This is a genomic window from Mycobacterium sp. HUMS_12744610, assembly GCF_041206865.1.
Lineage (GTDB): Bacteria > Actinomycetota > Actinomycetes > Mycobacteriales > Mycobacteriaceae > Mycobacterium > Mycobacterium servetii.
This window is the reverse complement of the sequence record NZ_JBGEDP010000001.1, coordinates 2,578,904-2,595,541: the sequence shown is the minus strand read 5'-3', so window position 1 is coordinate 2,595,541 and position 16,638 is coordinate 2,578,904. Positions and strand designations below refer to the sequence as shown.

The 16,638-nt window shown below is 67.5% G+C and carries 14 protein-coding genes and 3 pseudogenes; 11 read left to right on the top strand and 6 right to left on the bottom strand.

Annotated elements, in window-relative coordinates; genetic code table 11:
- The 3 genes from AB8998_RS12785 to AB8998_RS12775 all read right to left on the bottom strand — a co-directional run bounded on the left by AB8998_RS12785 (position 1) and on the right by AB8998_RS12775 (position 2,456).
- The gene (locus AB8998_RS12785; RefSeq protein WP_369741544.1) at positions 1 to 813 is read right to left on the bottom strand and encodes a DUF4157 domain-containing protein; all 813 of its coding nucleotides are present in this window, start codon (positions 811 to 813) and stop codon (positions 1 to 3) included.
- A 49-nt stretch (positions 814 to 862) separates the two neighbouring features.
- A complete protein-coding gene (ripC, locus tag AB8998_RS12780) occupies positions 863 to 2,014 on the bottom strand; it encodes a peptidoglycan hydrolase RipC (RefSeq protein WP_369738292.1) in 1,152 nt (383 codons plus the stop codon).
- Positions 2,015 to 2,201: 187 nt separating this feature from the next.
- Complete coding sequence (locus AB8998_RS12775) at positions 2,202 to 2,456, bottom strand: hypothetical protein (protein WP_369741543.1); 255 nt, start codon at positions 2,454 to 2,456, stop codon at positions 2,202 to 2,204.
- A gap of 155 nt (positions 2,457 to 2,611) precedes the next feature.
- Between AB8998_RS12775 and AB8998_RS12770 the strand changes: the two are divergent.
- A pseudogene (locus tag AB8998_RS12770) lies at positions 2,612 to 4,441 on the top strand (DEDD exonuclease domain-containing protein); the annotation flags it as partial.
- Here AB8998_RS12770 and trpD read toward each other — a convergent pair.
- Positions 4,379 to 5,458, bottom strand: a complete 1,080-nt coding sequence (trpD, locus tag AB8998_RS12765) for an anthranilate phosphoribosyltransferase (RefSeq protein ID WP_369738291.1) — start codon at positions 5,456 to 5,458, stop codon at positions 4,379 to 4,381. The pseudogene AB8998_RS12770 and the gene trpD overlap by 63 nt on opposite strands.
- Positions 5,459 to 5,609: 151 nt before the next feature.
- Between trpD and ctaE the strand changes: the two genes are divergently transcribed.
- The 8 genes and pseudogenes from ctaE to AB8998_RS12725 all read left to right on the top strand — a co-directional run bounded on the left by ctaE (position 5,610) and on the right by AB8998_RS12725 (position 14,471).
- The gene (gene ctaE, locus AB8998_RS12760; protein ID WP_369738290.1) at positions 5,610 to 6,221 is read left to right on the top strand and encodes an aa3-type cytochrome oxidase subunit III; all 612 of its coding nucleotides are present in this window, start codon (positions 5,610 to 5,612) and stop codon (positions 6,219 to 6,221) included.
- Positions 6,218 to 7,108, top strand: a complete 891-nt coding sequence (qcrC, locus tag AB8998_RS12755) for a cytochrome bc1 complex diheme cytochrome c subunit (RefSeq protein WP_369738289.1) — start codon at positions 6,218 to 6,220, stop codon at positions 7,106 to 7,108. The genes ctaE and qcrC overlap by 4 nt, the downstream gene beginning before the upstream one ends.
- Positions 7,105 to 8,280, top strand: a complete 1,176-nt coding sequence (qcrA, locus tag AB8998_RS12750) for a cytochrome bc1 complex Rieske iron-sulfur subunit (protein WP_369738288.1) — start codon at positions 7,105 to 7,107, stop codon at positions 8,278 to 8,280. The genes qcrC and qcrA overlap by 4 nt, the downstream gene beginning before the upstream one ends.
- Positions 8,277 to 9,965, top strand: coding sequence for a cytochrome bc1 complex cytochrome b subunit (gene qcrB, locus AB8998_RS12745; RefSeq protein ID WP_369738287.1), 1,689 nt, complete (start codon positions 8,277 to 8,279; stop codon positions 9,963 to 9,965). Before qcrA ends, qcrB begins: the two co-directional genes overlap by 4 nt.
- Before the next feature lie 579 nt (positions 9,966 to 10,544).
- Positions 10,545 to 11,779: pseudogene (locus AB8998_RS12740) on the top strand (IS256 family transposase).
- Positions 11,780 to 11,994: 215 nt separating this feature from the next.
- Positions 11,995 to 12,922 (top strand): annotated as a pseudogene (locus AB8998_RS12735) (IS5 family transposase).
- A 27-nt stretch (positions 12,923 to 12,949) separates the two neighbouring features.
- Positions 12,950 to 13,768, top strand: a complete 819-nt coding sequence (locus AB8998_RS12730; RefSeq protein WP_369738286.1) for a cyclase family protein — start codon at positions 12,950 to 12,952, stop codon at positions 13,766 to 13,768.
- Positions 13,769 to 13,907: 139 nt separating this feature from the next.
- Entirely contained in the window at positions 13,908 to 14,471 is a 564-nt protein-coding gene (locus AB8998_RS12725) for a helix-turn-helix domain-containing protein (protein WP_369738285.1), read from the top strand.
- A 14-nt stretch (positions 14,472 to 14,485) separates the two neighbouring features.
- Here AB8998_RS12725 and AB8998_RS12720 read toward each other — a convergent pair whose 3' ends face one another.
- Positions 14,486 to 15,535, bottom strand: a complete 1,050-nt coding sequence (locus tag AB8998_RS12720; protein ID WP_369738131.1) for a transposase — start codon at positions 15,533 to 15,535, stop codon at positions 14,486 to 14,488.
- Positions 15,536 to 15,561: 26 nt separating this feature from the next.
- Positions 15,562 to 15,906, bottom strand: a complete 345-nt coding sequence (locus tag AB8998_RS12715; protein WP_369738284.1) for a helix-turn-helix domain-containing protein — start codon at positions 15,904 to 15,906, stop codon at positions 15,562 to 15,564.
- Positions 15,907 to 15,943: 37 nt separating this feature from the next.
- On the opposite strand from AB8998_RS12715, the gene AB8998_RS12710 reads away from it, so the two are divergent.
- Together AB8998_RS12710 and AB8998_RS12705 are read left to right on the top strand one after the other, a co-directional pair.
- Positions 15,944 to 16,207: a hypothetical protein gene (locus tag AB8998_RS12710; protein WP_369738283.1), complete on the top strand. Its 264-nt coding sequence runs from the start codon at positions 15,944 to 15,946 to the stop codon at positions 16,205 to 16,207.
- Between the two features lie 22 nt (positions 16,208 to 16,229).
- Positions 16,230 to 16,622 (top strand): Mu transposase domain-containing protein, encoded by a 393-nt coding sequence (locus AB8998_RS12705; protein WP_369738282.1) that lies wholly within the window; start codon positions 16,230 to 16,232, stop codon positions 16,620 to 16,622.
- Positions 16,623 to 16,638: the final 16 nt, after the last annotated feature.

Below are 16,638 nucleotides of genomic sequence, written 5' to 3'. Positions count from 1 at the left end.
CTACTGCGCCAGCCACCGCCGCCAGCGGCCGAGTAGCTGCGCCGGCTCGGTGCCCAGAACGTCGCGGACGGCGGTCGGCAGGTCGGTGTGTCCCACGCCGCAGGCGGCCACGTAGAACGCGCGCAGCGTCGCCGTCCCGTAGCTGTCGGCGACGAACCGGGCGAACCACCACGCACGGTCGTAGGCCGACGAGCGCTGCGGCCCCGGCGCGTCCAAGTCGGCGTCCGAGGGCAGCGCCGCCGTCCCGGCCGCGGCGCCGGCGGGCACCGGGGTGATCGGCCGGGCAACGAAGTCGGCGACGCCCTCGGTCAGCCACCGCGGCGCGTCCAGGGCGGTGTCGGGACGGGCGGCGTAATGAAAGAGCTCGTGCGCCAACACGATCCGCAGTGCGGGTTCGCTCATACCGGCAGCGCCCGGGGCGAACACGATCCGCTCGCCGAGCGCCACCCGGCGGGCCGCGTCGACGCGGTCCGCGACCGTCACCGCGGCGATGTCGGCCCACTGCGCCGCCGGTCCCCCGCCGGCGGCGGCGCGGAACTGTGCGTCGGAGCCGGCGGCCACCACCTCGACGTCGGGCGGCCACTCCGCGCCCCAGAACGCCTCCACCCGCCGCACCGCGGCGCCGACGTCCGACGCGACCCGCGACAGCAGGCGCTTGTCGGGGCCGAGCAGCCGGACGGTTCGGTCACCGACGACCACAGCCGCCGCTGCGGCCACCGGGTGGTCGGTGGGGCGCACCGGCGTGTCGGGATGCGGACGAAGCGGCAGGGCTGAGGCCACGACCGCCTCGGCGACGAATACCCACGCCAGCAGTGTCGAAAGGCGCCGACGCCGCGGGGCATCGGGGTGCGCCGCGGGGCGCCTAGTAGCGGCGGGCGTCGTGGATCGGGCCCGCGGCATTCATCGGCACCACGCGCACAGGCTGGCCGTAGGTGGAGGAATGGATCACCATGCCGTCGCCGACGTAGATGCCGCTGTGTGACGCGTCGTTATAAAAGGTGATGACGTCGCCGGGTTGCAGGTCCGACACCGCCACCGGCTGACCGCCCTGGGCCTGCGCCTGGCTGGAGTGCGGCAGCGAGATGCCGGCCTGCTGGAAGGCCCACATCACCAGCCCGGAACAGTCGAACCCGCCGGGGCCGGCGCCGCCCCACACATACGGCGAACCGACCTGCGTCAGCGCCGCCTGCACCACGTTGGCACGGTCACCGCCACCGCCACCGCCGGGAGCCGGGGCAGCCCAGCCAAAGGGCGCCGGAGGCCCACCGGGCCTCTGGCCGTCACCAGGGGGGGTGCCCGGCGGCGCCGCGTCCGGCGCGGGGGCGCCCGGCGCGGGCGCGCCTTCCGGGACCGGCCCGGGGTTTGCCAGCGCGGTGCGCTGATCGGCCGTCAGGGCGAGGTACTGCGACTTGACGACGGCGATCTGCACCTGCAGCTGACTCTGCTTGGACTGCAGGCCGGCCCGGACCGCGGCGGCCTGTTCGGCCGCGCTCTTCGCCTGGGCCTCGGACTTGGCCGACTCCCGCTCCGCGTTGGCGGCCTGCTGGCCGGCGAAGCGGTAACTGGCCATCTGGTTGGTCATCTGGGTAGCCATGATCCGCTGCATGCCCAGCTTGTCGATCAGTCCCTGCGGCGATCCCGCGGTCAGCATGGCTTCCATGCCGTCGACGCGGCCACCCATGTACGTCGCGGCAGCCAGCTTGTCGACCGCGTGCTGGAATCCGGCCAGGCGGGCCTTCGCCGCGTCGGCGGCGGCCTGGTCGTCCGCGTGCTTGCGCTCCGCCTCGCGCTGGGCCGCCAGCTTGTCGTTCAGGTCGAGCTGGGCACTGTGCATCGCCTCGGTGGTCTGCTCGGCCCGCCGCGACAGCTCGGTGAGTTTGGCCAGCGCGTCCTGGGCAGGGTCGGCGGCCACATTTGCTGCGAAAACGCCGGAAAACACGATGAAGCCCGCTAACGTACCCACCAGACAACGTGTTAGACCCCGCGCAATCGGGTACCCGACGTCAAAGCTCAAGATTGTGCATCCTCGAACGGCCTTCGGCGACCGACGGCCGCCGAGCTGGTTTAGGTCTCAAACAGGTTACGAAACGATAAAGGCGTTTGTCCAAAGTCATCAATTAAGAAATTAGAAAGATTTCTGTCATTTCTCTGTGAGTGACGGCGGGTTGGCCGCGCCCCGAAGTGTATGCGGCGCAGGGCGGTTAAGCCACACCGGCCCCGCGGGCGCGTCGGATCGGCACCAGGCGCAGCCGTGGCGCCAGCCCCGCGTCGGCGAGAACCTCCAGGGCGGCGCGCTCGTCCTGCAGCAGGGTCTCGGGCACCCCGAGCAGCACGCTCACCACGCAATCGCGGCAACCGGGCCCGCGGACCGCGCAGTCGTCGCAGTCGATCACCACCGGTTCGGACGTTTCGGTCCCCGCCCCGCCTGGGCTGTCGGGTCCGCTGATTCGTGTCATCGGGTCGATCCTCTCGGTCTGGTTGTCGACGATCCCCGTGTCCGGGCTAGCCCGCACGCTAACCGCGGGCACCGACATCGCCCCGCCGCCGCCCCCGACCGGCCCGCGGCGTGGCGAGCCGCCGGTGTCGGTGGTCCTGCCTAACGTGGCAAGCCATGGGTGCAGGTGGCGCGGCTCAACTGAGTTTCGCCGACGTGGGGACGCCGTGCACGGCCGACGAAATGCCTTTGCGCGAAACGACTTTCGTCGTGGTGGACCTCGAAACCACCGGAGGTCGCAGCCGCGGCACGGACACGGCGCCGCCCGACGCGATCACCGAGATCGGGGCGGTCAAGGTCCGCGGCGGCGTTGTGCTCGGCGAGTTCGCCACGCTGGTCGACCCGCAGCGCAGCATCCCGCCGCAGATCGTCCAGCTCACCGGCATCACCACGGCGATGGTGGGCGACGCCCCGACCATCGATGCCGTCCTGCCGATGTTCCTCGAGTTTGCCGGGAGCGCGGTGCTCGTCGCCCACAACGCTGGGTTCGACATCGGGTTCCTGCGCGCGGCGGCCGAGCGCTGCCACATCGCCTGGCCCCGGCCGCAGGTGCTGTGCACCGTTCGGCTGGCCCGCCGGGTGCTCGGTCGCGAGGAGGCGCCCAGCGTGCGGTTGGGCGCCCTGGCGCAGCTGTTCGCCGTCGCGGCCCAGCCCACCCACCGCGCCCTCGACGACGCCCGCGCCACCGTCGAGGTGCTGCACGCGCTGATCGAGCGGGTGGGCAACCAGGGCGTGCACACCTACGCCGACCTGCGCTCCTATCTGCCCGACGTGACGCCCGCGCAGCGCAGCAAGCGGGTCCTCGCGGATCACCTGCCGCGCCGGCCTGGGGTCTACCTGTTCCGCGGGCCGGCGGCCGAGGTGCTCTATGTCGGCACCGCGGTCGACCTGCGCCGCCGGGTGCGCCAGTACTTCACCGGCGCCGACCCCCGCGGCCGGATGAAGGAGATGGTCTCCCTGGCCACCACGGTCGAGCACGTCGAGTGCGCGCACGCGCTCGAGGCCGGCGTGCGGGAACTGCGCATGCTGGCCGCCCACGCGCCGCCGTACAACCGCCGGTCGAGGTTCCCGCAGCGCTGGTGGTGGCTGGCCCTGACCGACGAGGCGTTCCCCCGGCTGGCGGTGGTTCGCGCCCCCCGACACGACCGCGCCGTCGGGCCGTTTCGCTCCCGATCCGACGCCGCCGACACCGGTGACCTGCTCGCCCGCTTCACGGGCCTGCGAACTTGCACCACCCGGCTGGGGCGCTCCGCGTTGCACGGGCCCGCGTGCCCCGAGGCCGAGGTGTCGCCGTGCCCGGCCGCGCGCGACGTCACGGCCGCCCGGTACGCGGCGGCGGTGGCGCGCGTGACGGCCCTGATCGACGGCCAGGACAACGCCGCCCTGGCCGCGGCGGTCGACCAGGTCACCACGCTGGCCGGGCGCCGCCACTACGAGAGCGCGGCGCGCCTGCGCGACCGCACCGCCACCGCCGTCGAAACCCTGTGGCGCGGCCAGCGGCTGCGTGCCCTGGCCGCGCTGCCGGAGCTGATCGCGGCGGCGCCCGACGGCGAGGGCGGATATCACCTCGTGGTCATCCGCCACGGCCAGCTCGCCGCCGCCGGCAGCGCCCGGCGCGGGGTGCCGCCGATGCCCGTGGTCGACGCCATTTGCGCTGCCGCCCAAACGATCCTGCCGGCCCCGGCCCCGCTGGGCGGCGCGCTCGTCGAGGAGACCGCCCTGATCGCGCGCTGGCTGGCCGGCGCCGGGGCGCGCATCGTGCGGGTCGGCGACCCCGAGGCCGACGGCTGGGCGTCCCCGCTGCGGTCGGCCGGCGCCTGGGCGGCGTGGGCGGCCTCGGCGCGCTCCGCCCGGCTGGCCTGCAAGCAAGCGGGCGCCGCCGACTCAGAGTTCGCGACCGAACCGCACCCATCGCGCGAGCAGCTGTTCGGCCGCGCCCGAGTCGATGGCGGCGGCGGCCCGCCGCAGCCCGTCCTCCCACGCCGGCAGCCATTCGGCGCGGCTGGATAGCCCGGCGTGCGCGACGATCGCCCCGGCGGCGTTGAGCACGACCGCGTCGCGCACCGGCCCCCCGGCGCCGGCCAGCACCGCGCGCACCTCCGCGGCGTTGGCCCGGGCGTCGCCGCCCAGCAATTCGTCGAGCTCGGCGCGGGCGAACCCGAAACCGGCCGGGTCGAACGTCAGCTTGTCCACCGTCCCGGCCTGCACCCGCCAGATCGTGCTGGTGGTCGTCGTGGTCAGCTCGTCGAGCCCGTCGTCGCCGTGCACCACCAGCACGCTGCACCGGCGCGCGGCGAACACCCCCGCCATCACCTCGGCGAGATCGGCGAACGCGCAGCCGATCAGGCCGGCCCGGGGTGACGCCGGATTCGTCAGCGGCCCGAGGAGGTTGAAGACGGTCGGCACACCGATCTCGCGCCGCACGGCCGAGGCGTGCCGGTACGACGGGTGAAACACCGGGGCGAAGCAGAACCCGATCCCGACGTCGGTGAGGCAGCGCGCCACCTGGTCTGGTTCGAGGTCGATGCGCACCCCGAGCGCCTCGAGGGTGTCGGCGCCCCCGGACAGCGACGACGACGCCCGGTTGCCGTGCTTGACTACCGGCACGCCGGCGGCCGCGACCACGATCGCGGCCATGGTGGACAGGTTGACGGTGCTGACCCCGTCGCCGCCGGTGCCCACGATGTCGAGGGCACCGGCGGGAACGACGCCCTCGGGCATCGGGCGCGCGTGACTCAGCATCGCCTCGGCCAGCTCGCCGACTTCCGCCGCGGTGGGCACCTTCATCGTCATCGCCACGGCGAACGCCGCGATCTGGGCGGGCGTCGCGGCGCCGGCCATGATCTGGTCCATGGCCCAGGCCGCCTGGCCCCGCGCCAGCGCGTGCCCGCCCGTCAACCGGGCCAGCACCTGCCGCCACGACGCCGCCGGCCCGGCGGCGGGCGTCTCGGGTGGCACGGGCACGCGCCGATGGTCCCACGCTCGGCGGCCGCGCCCCACGACACCCCCGACAGGCCCCCCGAGAAGTGCCGAACCGCAGCGGACGCGACGCGCGGCACCCCGAATTGCCGCCCCGGGTGGAGTTCGACAACTACAAAGCGTCATACTTGCGGATGTGACCAGCGCTGCCGGGACCTCAGGTACTGCCATCACCTCGCGGATTCATTCGCTGAACCGACCGAACATGGTCAGTGTCGGCACCATAGTGTGGCTTTCCAGTGAGCTGATGTTCTTTGCTGGCCTGTTCGCGATGTACTTCACAGCGCGCTCGCAGGCCGGCGGGAAGTGGCCGCCGCCGCCGACCGAGCTGAATCTGTACCAGGCCGTCCCGGTGACGCTGGTGCTGATCGCCTCGTCGTTCACCTGCCAGATGGGGGTGTTCGCGGCCGAACGCGGCGACGTCTTCGGCCTGCGCCGCTGGTACGTGATCACGTTCTTGATGGGGCTGTTCTTCGTCCTCGGCCAGGGCTACGAGTACTACCACCTGATTACCCACGGCACGACCATCCCCGGCAGCGCCTACGGCACCGTCTTCTATCTGTGCACCGGCTTCCACGGGTTGCACGTCACGGGCGGTCTGATCGCCTTCATCTTTCTGCTGGCCCGCACGACGATGAGCAAGTTCACGCCCGCGCAGGCGACGGCGAGCATCGTCGTCTCCTACTACTGGCATTTCGTCGACATCGTGTGGATCGCGCTGTTCACCGTCATCTATTTCATTCGATGAGCCGGCTCGGGACGAAGAGGAGTGAGCGGTTGAAGAATCTGCGGGTCACCCGGTCCGGTGGCCGCAAGCCACGTAACCAGCGCAGTGATCGCGCGCGGCGGCGGCTGCGCCGGCGCCTGTCGGGCGGCCTGCTGCTGCTGATAGCGCTGACGATCGCCGGCGGGCTGGCCGCCGTACTGACGCCCACGCCACAGGTGGCCGTCGCCGACGAATCGTCCTCGGCGCTGCTGCGCACCGGCAAGCAGCTGTTCGACACCTCCTGTGTGTCCTGCCACGGTGCGAACCTGCAGGGTGTGAACCAGCACGGGCCCAGCCTGATCGGGGTCGGCGAGGAGGCCGTGTACTTCCAGGTGTCCACCGGCCGCATGCCCGCCATGCGGGGCGAGGCCCAGGCGCCGCGCAAGGAGCCGATCTTCGACGAGTCGCAGATCGAGGCGATCGGCGCCTTCGTGCAGGCCAACGGCGGCGGCCCGACCGTGGTCCGCAACCCCGACGGCAGCCTGGCGATGCAGTCGCTGCGCGGTAACGACGTCGGCCGCGGCGGCGACCTGTTCCGGCTCAACTGCTCCTCGTGCCACAACTTCACCGGCAAGGGCGGGGCGCTGTCGTCGGGCAAGTACGCACCCGACCTGGGCGACGCCAACGAACAGCAGATCCTAGCCGCGATGCGCACCGGTCCGCAGAACATGCCCAAGTTCTCCGACCGTCAGCTGTCCTTCGACAACAAGAAGGACATCATCGCGTACGTGAAGTCGGTCTCCGAGGAGCGCCAGCCGGGCGGCTACGGCCTCGGCGGCTTCGGACCCGCACCCGAGGGCATGGCGATGTGGATCATCGGGATGGTCGCCGCCATCGGGCTGGCACTGTGGATTGGGGCGCGAGCATGAGCGACATCGATCACGGCGGCTCCCCGGAGCCCGACGACGCCACCCTGGCCAACATGTCACAACAGCAACTGCTGGAGCTGGGCGGCAAGCTCGACGGCGTCGAGACCGTCTTCAAAGAGTCGCGATGGCCGGTCGAGGGCACCAAGGCCGAGAAGCGCGCCGAGCGCGGCGTGGCCCTGTGGCTGCTGGCCGGCGGCGGCTTCGGGCTCGCGCTGCTGCTGATCTTCTTGTTCTGGCCGTGGGAGTACAAGCCCAAGGACGCGCCGGGCAGCATCCTGTACACGCTGACCACGCCGCTGTACGGGCTGACGTTCGGGCTGTCCATCCTGGCGATCGCTATCGGCGCGATCCTCTACCAGAAGCGGTTCATCCCCGAGGAGATCTCGATCCAGCAGCGCCATGACGGCGCGTCGCGCGAGATCGACCGCAAGACCGTCGTGGCCAACCTGACCGATGCCTACCAGACGTCGACCATCGGACGCCGCAAGCTGATCGGGCTGTCCCTGGGGATGGGCCTGGGCGCGTTCGGCCTGAGCTCCCTGGTGGCGTTCATCGGGGGTCTGGTCAAGAACCCGTGGAAGCCGGTAGTGCCCACCGAGAACGGCATGGAGGCCGTCCTCTGGACGTCCGGCTGGACCCCCCGCTACCACGGCGAAACTATCTTCCTGGCGCGCGCAACGGGCACCACCGAGGGTGCTCCCTTCATCAAGATGCGGCCGGAAGACATCGACGCGGGCGGCATGGAGACGGTGTTCCCCTGGCGGGAGTCCGACGGCGACGGCACGACAGCGGAGTCGCGCGAGAAGCTGCGGGGCATCCAAATGGGCGTGCGCAACCCCGTGATGCTCATCCGCATCCGGCCGACCGACATGCATCGCGTCGTCAAGAGGCAGGGCCAGGAGAGCTTCAACTTCGGTGAGCTGTTCGCCTACACGAAGGTCTGCTCGCACCTGGGCTGCCCGGCCTCGCTGTACGAGGAGCAGTCCTACCGGATCCTGTGCCCGTGTCACCAGTCACAGTTCGACGCGATGCACTACGCCAAGCCGATCTTCGGTCCCGCAGCCCGCGCCCTGGCGCAACTGCCCATCACCATCGACACCAACGGGTATCTGGTTGCCAACGGCAACTTCATCGAACCCGTCGGACCGGCATTCTGGGAGCGCACCACATGAGTCCGAAGCTCAGTCCTCCGAAGATCGGTGACGTCCTGGCCCGCCAGGGCGAGGACATCGACACCCGGTACCACCCGTCGGCCGCGGTGCGCCGGCAGCTCAACAAGGTGTTCCCGACGCACTGGTCGTTCCTGCTCGGTGAGATCGCGATGTACAGCTTCATCGTGCTGCTGCTCACCGGCGTGTACCTGTCGCTGTTCTTCGACCCCACCATGGGCGAAGTCACCTACAACGGTGCCTACCAGCCGCTGCGGGGCGTGGACATGTCGAAGGCGTACCAATCGACCCTCGACATCTCCTTCGAGGTGCGCGGCGGCCTGTTCGTCCGGCAGGTGCACCACTGGGCCGCGCTGATGTTCGCCGCCGCGATCATGGTGCACCTGGCGCGCATCTTCTTCACCGGTGCGTTCCGGCGGCCACGCGAGGCCAACTGGGTCATCGGTTCGCTGCTGCTGATCCTGGCCATGTTCGAGGGCTACTTCGGCTACTCGCTGCCCGACGACCTGCTGTCGGGCATCGGGTTGCGCGCGGCGCTGTCCTCGATCACGTTGGGCATGCCCGTGATCGGCACCTGGCTGCACTGGGCGCTGTTCGGCGGTGACTTCCCCTGCGGCGGAGTGGGTTACCACTGCGCCGAGGCGGGCTACATCATCCCGCGCATGTACTCCCTGCACATCCTGCTGCTACCCGGCATCATCCTGGCGCTCATCGGCGCACACCTGGCCATGGTGTGGTTCCAGAAGCACACGCAGTTCCCGGGGCCGGGCCGCACCGAGCACAACGTCGTCGGCGTGCGCGTCATGCCGATCTTCGCGGTCAAGTCGGGCGCCTTCTTCGCGGCCATCGTCGGCGTGCTGGGCCTGATGGGCGGGCTGCTGCAGATCAACCCGATCTGGAACCTGGGCCCCTACAAGCCGTCTCACGTCTCGGCCGGCTCGCAGCCGGACTTCTACATGATGTGGACCGAGGGCCTGGCCCGTATCTGGCCGCCGTGGGAGTTCTACTTCTGGCACCACACCATCCCGGCTCCGGTCTGGGTCGCCCTCCTCATGGGCCTGATCTTTGTTCTGCTGATCATCTACCCCTTCCTGGAGAAGCGGTTCAGCGGCGATCACGCGCACCACAACCTGCTGCAGCGGCCGCGGGACGCGCCGGTGCGCACCTCGATCGGCGCGATGGCGATCGCGTTCTACATGGTGCTCACGCTGAGCGCGATGAACGACATCATCGCGCTGAAGTTCGACATCTCGCTGAACGCGACGACCTGGATCGGGCGTATCGGCATGGTGGTGCTCCCCCCGATCGTGTACTTCGTCACCTACCGGTGGTGCATCGCCCTGCAGCGCAGCGACCGGGATGTGCTCGAGCACGGCATCGAAACGGGCATCATCAAGCGGTTGCCGCACGGCGCCTACATCGAGCTGCACCAGCCGCTCGGTCCGGTCGACGAGCACGGACACCCGCTGCCGCTGGAGTACCAGGGTGCGCCGCTGCCCAAGCGGATGAACAAGCTGGGCTCGGCGGGCTCGCCGGGCAGCGGCAGCCTGTTGTACGCCGACCCGGCGTCCGAGGATGCGGCGCTGCGCGAGGCGGCGCACGCCGCCGAGCACCGCGCCCTGACCGCCCTGCGCGAGCACCAGGACACCGTCGTCGGTTCCTCCAACGGCGAGCACGACGAGCACTAGCTCGACGACAGTCACGGTTGGCCCCCCGCTCCGGTGGGGGGCCAACCGTGTTTTCGGGGCCGCCGCCCCGGGACGCGTCTTCCGGTCGCCGACTGTCGTGGGGCCGGGGGCCGGAGTGCCCATTCGGGCCGCCGATCATGATGGTCGGACTCGGGGTTCCCTTAGCAACGGAACAGATCTGGTCCCTTCGGCTCCGGGGCGATGGGCCGTTAAGGATCGTGTCACCAGGTACAAAGGAGACTGGCTTGGCGTTGGGTGAGATGGTATCGCCGTTGCCTGGCTTGCGGCGAGGGATTTCAATACAGCGCGCATTGGCCAGATCGGTTGGTGGACGGGTGGGTGGCGTCCTCGTTCAGGCTCGCCACCTGCCGGGTGCGGGGCCCGAGATCGGGGTCGCGCAAGAAGCCATCGGCCAGCGCAACTGGTCCACCGATACAGGTCCAGTCGTCGTGGGCGTGTCATTCCATCTGTGTAAGTCCGGGGTGGTCCATCATCGGACCGCCGTTGGGCGGACAGAAGGAGTGTTTTGTGACCAAGACCATGCAGATGCCGGCTGAGGAGACGACCGCGGCGCGGCGGCTGGCCGAGATGTTCACCGAAGAGACGCTGGACTCGTTGATTAAGGATGCGGTGAAGACCGGGACCCCGATCGACGGCGCGGACGGTTTGCTGAACCAGCTGACTAAGGCCGTGCTGGAGCGGGCGCTGAATGCGGAGCTAACCCACCATCTGGGTTATGAGGCCGGCGATCCGGCCGGACGCGGATCGGGAAATTCGCGCAACGGCACCACGCCGAAAACGGTGACCACCGTCAACGGCCCGGTGCAGATCGATGCGCCGCGTGATCGCAACGGCTCGTTTGAGCCGGCGATTGTGCCGAAGAAGACCCGCCGGCTCAACAACATCAATTCGGTGGTGTTGTCGCTGTATTCACGGGGAATGACCACCCGCGATATCGAAGCCCACCTGCAGGAGGTCTATGGGGCGTCGGTGTCGCGGGAGTTGATCTCCAATATCACCGAGGTGGTGGTCGATGAGATCAAGGCCTGGCAGGCCCGCCCGCTCGATGAGGTCTACCCGATCCTCTACATCGATGGGCTGCGGCTGCGGATCGGCGACAACGGGGTCATCACCACCAAGGTCGCCTATTTGGCCATTGGCGTGGATCTGGAGGGCCGCAAACACGCCTTGGGCTGCTGGATCCAGGACTCCGAGGGGGCGAAGTTCTGGCAGAAGGTCGTCATCGACCTGCGCAACCGCGGGGTGCGCGACATCCTCATCGCCTGCTGCGACGGGCTGACCGGTCTGCCTGATGCGATCCGCTCGATCTATCCCGATACCGTGGTGCAGACCTGCGTCGTGCACGTCATTAGGAATGCGATGCGCTTCGTGTCTTATAAGGACCGCAAGAAGGTCGCCACCGCGATGCGGGCGATCTACAGTGCGCCGACCGTCGATGGAGCCGAACTCGCACTCAAGGAGTTCGACCAGCAATTCGGCGCCCAATATCCGGGTGCAATTGACGTGTGGCACAACGCCTGGGGGGAATTCGTTCCGTTCCTGGACTATCCGGTGGAGTTGCGCAAGATCGTCTACACCACCAATGCGATCGAGTCGATCAACTTCCAGTTGCGCAAGATCACCAAGAACCGTGGTCATTTCACGGACAAGGACGCCGCGATGAAGTTGCTGTACCTCGGGCTGCGCAACATCTCCAGCGAGAGAGGAGGCTATTCGGGTACTGGAACGCACAACTGGACTGTGCGCTCAACACACTCGCCAGACTATTCCCTGGGCGAATCCCATTGTGCTAGAATACAACTCGTAGTCAAATCACCTCTGACTTACACAGAAATCGTGACAGGCTCGTCGTCGTCCCATTGCGTCGAGACCAACCAGGATCGATCAATGGGGCATATCAGATCTGGTAGGCTGCGCGACCGATAGGACCTGAGGCGGCTCCGGCGCCAGCTGGCGGCCTAGGGCGTGTCTCCCAATTTTTCGACTGTTGACCAGCCAGGATTGGCTGGTGACGCGGATTGGTGTGATTTCTGACGAGTTCTGGGCGGTGGTTGAGCCGTTGATGCCTTCGCATGAGGGCAAGCGGGGCCGGAGGTTTGGTGATCACCGGTTGATTTTGGAGGGGATTGCCTGGCGGTTTCGCACGGGATGCCCGTGGCGGGACCTGCCCGCTGATTTCGGGCCATGGAAAACGGTGTGGAAGCGTCATCACCGATGGTCGCTGGATGGCACCTATGACGTGATGTTTGCTCAGGTGGCGCACGCCTTCGGGTTCGACGCCGAGATGGCCGGCGATATCGAGAAGCTGTTGTCGGTGGATTCGACGAACGTACGGGCGCATCAACATTCGGCGGGTGCCCGGTCGGACACGCTGGCAAAAGGGGGCCCTGTCGAATTACAAGAAATCCGCCGATGAACCCGACGACCATGCAATTGGGCGTTCGCGAGGCGGGCTGACCACCAAGATCCACACCCTGACCGATCAGCGCGAAGCTGTTGTCGCGGTCCGGTTGACCGCTGGCCAGGCCGGCGACAATCCGCAGTTGCTGCCTTTGCTCGACGACTACGACCACGCCTGCGCTGAGCACGGTGTGACCGGTGGCGACTTCCGATTGCTCGCCGACAAGGCGTATTCACACCCGAGCACGCGCACCGAATTACGTTCCCGAAGAATCAAGCACACGATTCCCGAACGCAAAGACCAGATCGCCCGGCGCAAGGCCAAGGGATCGGCCGGGGGTCGCCCACCGGCGTTCGACGCCGAGCTCTACGGTCTGCGCAACACCGTCGAACGAGGCTACAACCGGCTCAAGCAATGGCGCGGTATCGCGACCCGCTACGACAAATACGCCCTGACCTACCTCGGCGGTGTCCTATTGGCCTGCGCCGTAATCCATTCCCGCGTCGGAAACAACCAATTGGGAGACACGCCCTAGACCGGGGTTGTTAGGACGGCACGCACCATGATCGACCTGACGATGCCAATTCGGGAAAACGACGGCCGTTACACCTCGCGAAATACTTTCTACCCCGCGCCGCATACGTTCGAAGAGCATGGCGTTCAATCCTCGACATTTAAAATGTTCGCGCACTTTGGGACACACGTGGACGCGCCGCGCCACTTCATCCAAGGTGGCGACACCATTGACGAGATACCGCCTCAGCGACTGATGGGCCGTGGAGCCGTCTTCGTCTTCGACGTCGGAAACAACCAATTCGAAACCACGCCCAGACCGGGGTTGTTAGGACGGCATGTGACCTGGGAAAGCCGTTACACCTCGCGAGTTTTACGTTCGAAGAGCATGGCGTTCAATCCTCGACACGCGCACTTCACGCGGCGATTCATCCAAGGTGGCGCCGCTGGACTGGTCCGACCACGGCCCAATGACGCCAACATCCTGACCGAACGTGACCCCGGCCTAGCGGCGAATGACATCGCGATCCTGCGCACCGACTGGACGGACCGCATGTGGGGAAAGCCGGAGTTTTTGACCGCAGCACCCTTCCTGACCGGCGATGGCGCGCGCTGGCTGGTCGACCACGGTGTTAAGGCGGTCGTCTATGACTTCCCCGAGGAAGAGATCATCCGCAAGGACCACTGGGACGGCAAGGACGCTGTTGTCCACCACACCATGTTGGGCAACGACATCTACAACATCGAATACGTCGTCAACCTGTCCCGTATCGCGGAGCCGTTCGTAGGGCTGATCGCAACGCCGCTTCCCCTGGTCAACCTCGACGGCTGGATATTGCGGCTGGTAAGAGCCGGTGTTCCGCTGTGAGGTGAGCCACTGTTCCGTTGGCGGGTGAGCCACTGCGACGTTATCGGGTGAGCCGTGGCACCGTTGCTGGTGTTGAGGGTGCGATCGTTCGTCGGTCCGTGTCGCTGGGACGCGGACGTGACGAAAGGGGTCACCTTCGATGGTCGACTACAAACGGATCCTGCGGCTACGCGCCGAAGGGGTGAGCCAGCGCGGTATCGCGGATGTGCTGGGCTGCTCCCGGAACACGGTGGCGGCAGTATTCGCCGCCGCAACCGCGGCCGGGGTGGGTTTCGGGGAGGTGGCCGACCTCGCCGCCGATGAGGTCCGCCACCTGCTGCTGCCCGAACCGGCCAGGCCGGACTCTGACCGTGTGGCGCCGGATTTCGAGTATGTGCACCGCGAACTGGGGCGTCCGTCGGTGACGCTGCTGCTGTTGTGGAACGAGTATGTTGCGGCCTGCCGGGCCTGCGGCGGGGTTCCGTATCGGTATTCGTTTTTCAACGAACAGTACCGCCGCTGGGTGGCCTCGACGGGGGCGTCGATGCGTATTCAGCGCACCCCGGGCGAGTCCATCGAGGTCGACTGGGCCGGTGATGCGATGAGCTTCGTCGATCCGCTCAGCGGCGCCCCGACCGATGCGTGGTTGTTCGTGGCCGCGCTGTCGTTTTCGGCCTTCACGTATGTGGAGGCGTTCACTGAGGTGTTTCTGACTTTGCGATAGACATTCGCGTTTGATCAGACAACATCGTCGGGATCCTGTATGGGTTGAGTGTGCCTTTGCTGGCGGTGCCAGGCAAGTCGGCGGTTGCGGGCGGATTCGAGCCCGGCTTGGCGTGCTTTGCGGATGGCCTCCCCTCGTCCTTCGTGTTCGTCGTTGGGCGTGACATAGCCGATGCCGGCGTGCAACCGGACTCCGTTCCAGAATTGGCGGGTGACGGCAAGTTCGGCGCGCAGGGTGGCGGGGTCCTCGATCGCGAGCAGGTGCGGGAACTCGGCCTTGAGGTGCCCGTTGAAACTCTCGATCCAGGCTTGATCGGTCGGCGTTCCGGGGCGTCCGAAGTGCTGGGCGATCGCAGACATGGCCATGAACTCCCGCGTCGAGCCCGACGTCATCTGGGGACCGTTATCGGACACCGCGAGCAGGATCGGCCGGGCCTGGTCGTCGATGCCGATATCGACCAGGCCGTCGGCGCGTCGCTCAACGGCCTGCAGGAGTCCCTCGATGTCGAGCGCGTCGGTGAACCCGATCTCGACCTGGGTGGAGGTTTCCTCAGCGGAGACGACCTCGGTGATCCACTTGCGCGAGACCAAATCCTGAATGATCAACACTGCCATCCCCGCCCTGGTGAAGTGCGTCGTATCGTAAATCCAGATCGAGTTCGGCTTGTAGTCCACCCAATCCGGGAAGGGCTTGCGTTGAGAACGTCCAGGCTTGGGAAGTGGTCGAAAGTGCTTGTCCGCCAAGAACAGGACCCGACGAACACTCGACGGTGACACCCATACCCGGCCCAGATAAGAGCCGCGGTGAGCAAGCTTGCGGTGCGAGCGGTCGGTCTCGCCCCACTGGTCGAACAACGCCAAGATCTCGCTGACTTCTTCGTCGAGCAGCCCATGCATGGGCGACCCACCAGGGATCTTGTCGACCAGCTGGCCGATCGCTCGGCGAGCGATCCAGCGATGTGCCCGCAGCTCGCCGAGCTCCAACGCATGGCATGCCTGGCGCAGTGTCCAACCTTCATCGACCGCCTGGTCGAGCAAGCCCAACAGCGCCGTCTTGGTGGCCACGTCGACACGGTGTGGGACTCGGCCACTTAGCCCCAGCGCCCTTTTCCCTCGACCAACGTCAGCCGCACGGCCATCTCCTTGAGTGCCTCGGACAGCCGCGCGTTCTCGGCCTTGGCGGCATCGAGTTCGTAGTCGCGTTGGCGGGCCGCCGCGCCTGGCTTGGCTGCCGCCAGCGCGGCCAGCGCACCTTCCTTGGCGATCGTGCGGATGCGCATGATCGTCGTGCGATCCACCTGATGGTTGGCGGCGGCCTCGGCGATCGTCACCTCCTGGCGTACCAGCTGCAGCCATATCTCGTACTTCTGCGACGGGCTCAAGAACCGCTTCGGGCGACGGTGCGAGCGGTCGCCACCAGAGTTTGCTTCGGACATGATCAGATCCTCCAAGAGAGCTCGGAGAACCCGTCGGATGTCGTCTGATCGACACACCGATCTCTATCGCGAAGTCAGACGCAAAACATTCACCGATATGACGCTGGTTTCGTGGATTGATGCCCATGTGCATGCGTTCGAGGCGTTTGGTGGCACGGCCCGGCTACTCGTGCCGGACAACCTTCGCACCGGGGTGTCGCGGGCCGACCGCTATGAGCCGGCGCTGAACCAAGGCCTATGCCGGGCTGGCCGAGCATTACAGCACCGCGATCGTCCCGGCCCGGGTCAAGCGGCCGCGTGACAAGCCGGTCGTGGAGGGCAGTGTGCGGTTCGTCGCCAACCAGGTCGCCGCGGTACTGCGTGATCGCCGGTTTGTCGGCCTGGCCGAGTTGAACGAGGCCATCTTCGAACTGGTCGACCAGATCAACACGCGGCCGTTCCAGAAGCGGGAAGACTCCCGACAGATCGTGTTCATCCGGGACGAGAAGCCACTGCTCAATCCCTTGCCGCCGGTGCGGTTCGAGTTGGCCGATCTCCGAAAAGCCAAGGCGGTCCCTAATTATCACGTTCAAGTGGACCGGAATTTCTACTCGGTGCCATCGGCGCTGATCGGGTGCAGCCTGGATGTGCGGGTCACCTCTAACACCGTGGAGGTCTTCGCCGGTATCGAACGCGTGGCCTGCCACGCCCGGCTCAAAGGTGTTGCGCGTCACTGATCTTGGACATGGTGGC

Coding starts and splice junctions, on each gene's coding strand:
- AB8998_RS12775 (WP_369741543.1), bottom strand. CDS start 2,456: ATGACACGAATCAGCGGACCCGACAGCCCAGGCGGGGCGGGGACCGAA.
- qcrB (WP_369738287.1), top strand. CDS start 8,277: ATGAGTCCGAAGCTCAGTCCTCCGAAGATCGGTGACGTCCTGGCCCGC.
- qcrA (WP_369738288.1), top strand. CDS start 7,105: ATGAGCGACATCGATCACGGCGGCTCCCCGGAGCCCGACGACGCCACC.
- AB8998_RS12725 (WP_369738285.1), top strand. CDS start 13,908: ATGGTCGACTACAAACGGATCCTGCGGCTACGCGCCGAAGGGGTGAGC.
- AB8998_RS12730 (WP_369738286.1), top strand. CDS start 12,950: ATGATCGACCTGACGATGCCAATTCGGGAAAACGACGGCCGTTACACC.
- qcrC (WP_369738289.1), top strand. CDS start 6,218: ATGAGCCGGCTCGGGACGAAGAGGAGTGAGCGGTTGAAGAATCTGCGG.
- AB8998_RS12715 (WP_369738284.1), bottom strand. CDS start 15,906: ATGTCCGAAGCAAACTCTGGTGGCGACCGCTCGCACCGTCGCCCGAAG.
- AB8998_RS12710 (WP_369738283.1), top strand. CDS start 15,944: ATGTCGTCTGATCGACACACCGATCTCTATCGCGAAGTCAGACGCAAA.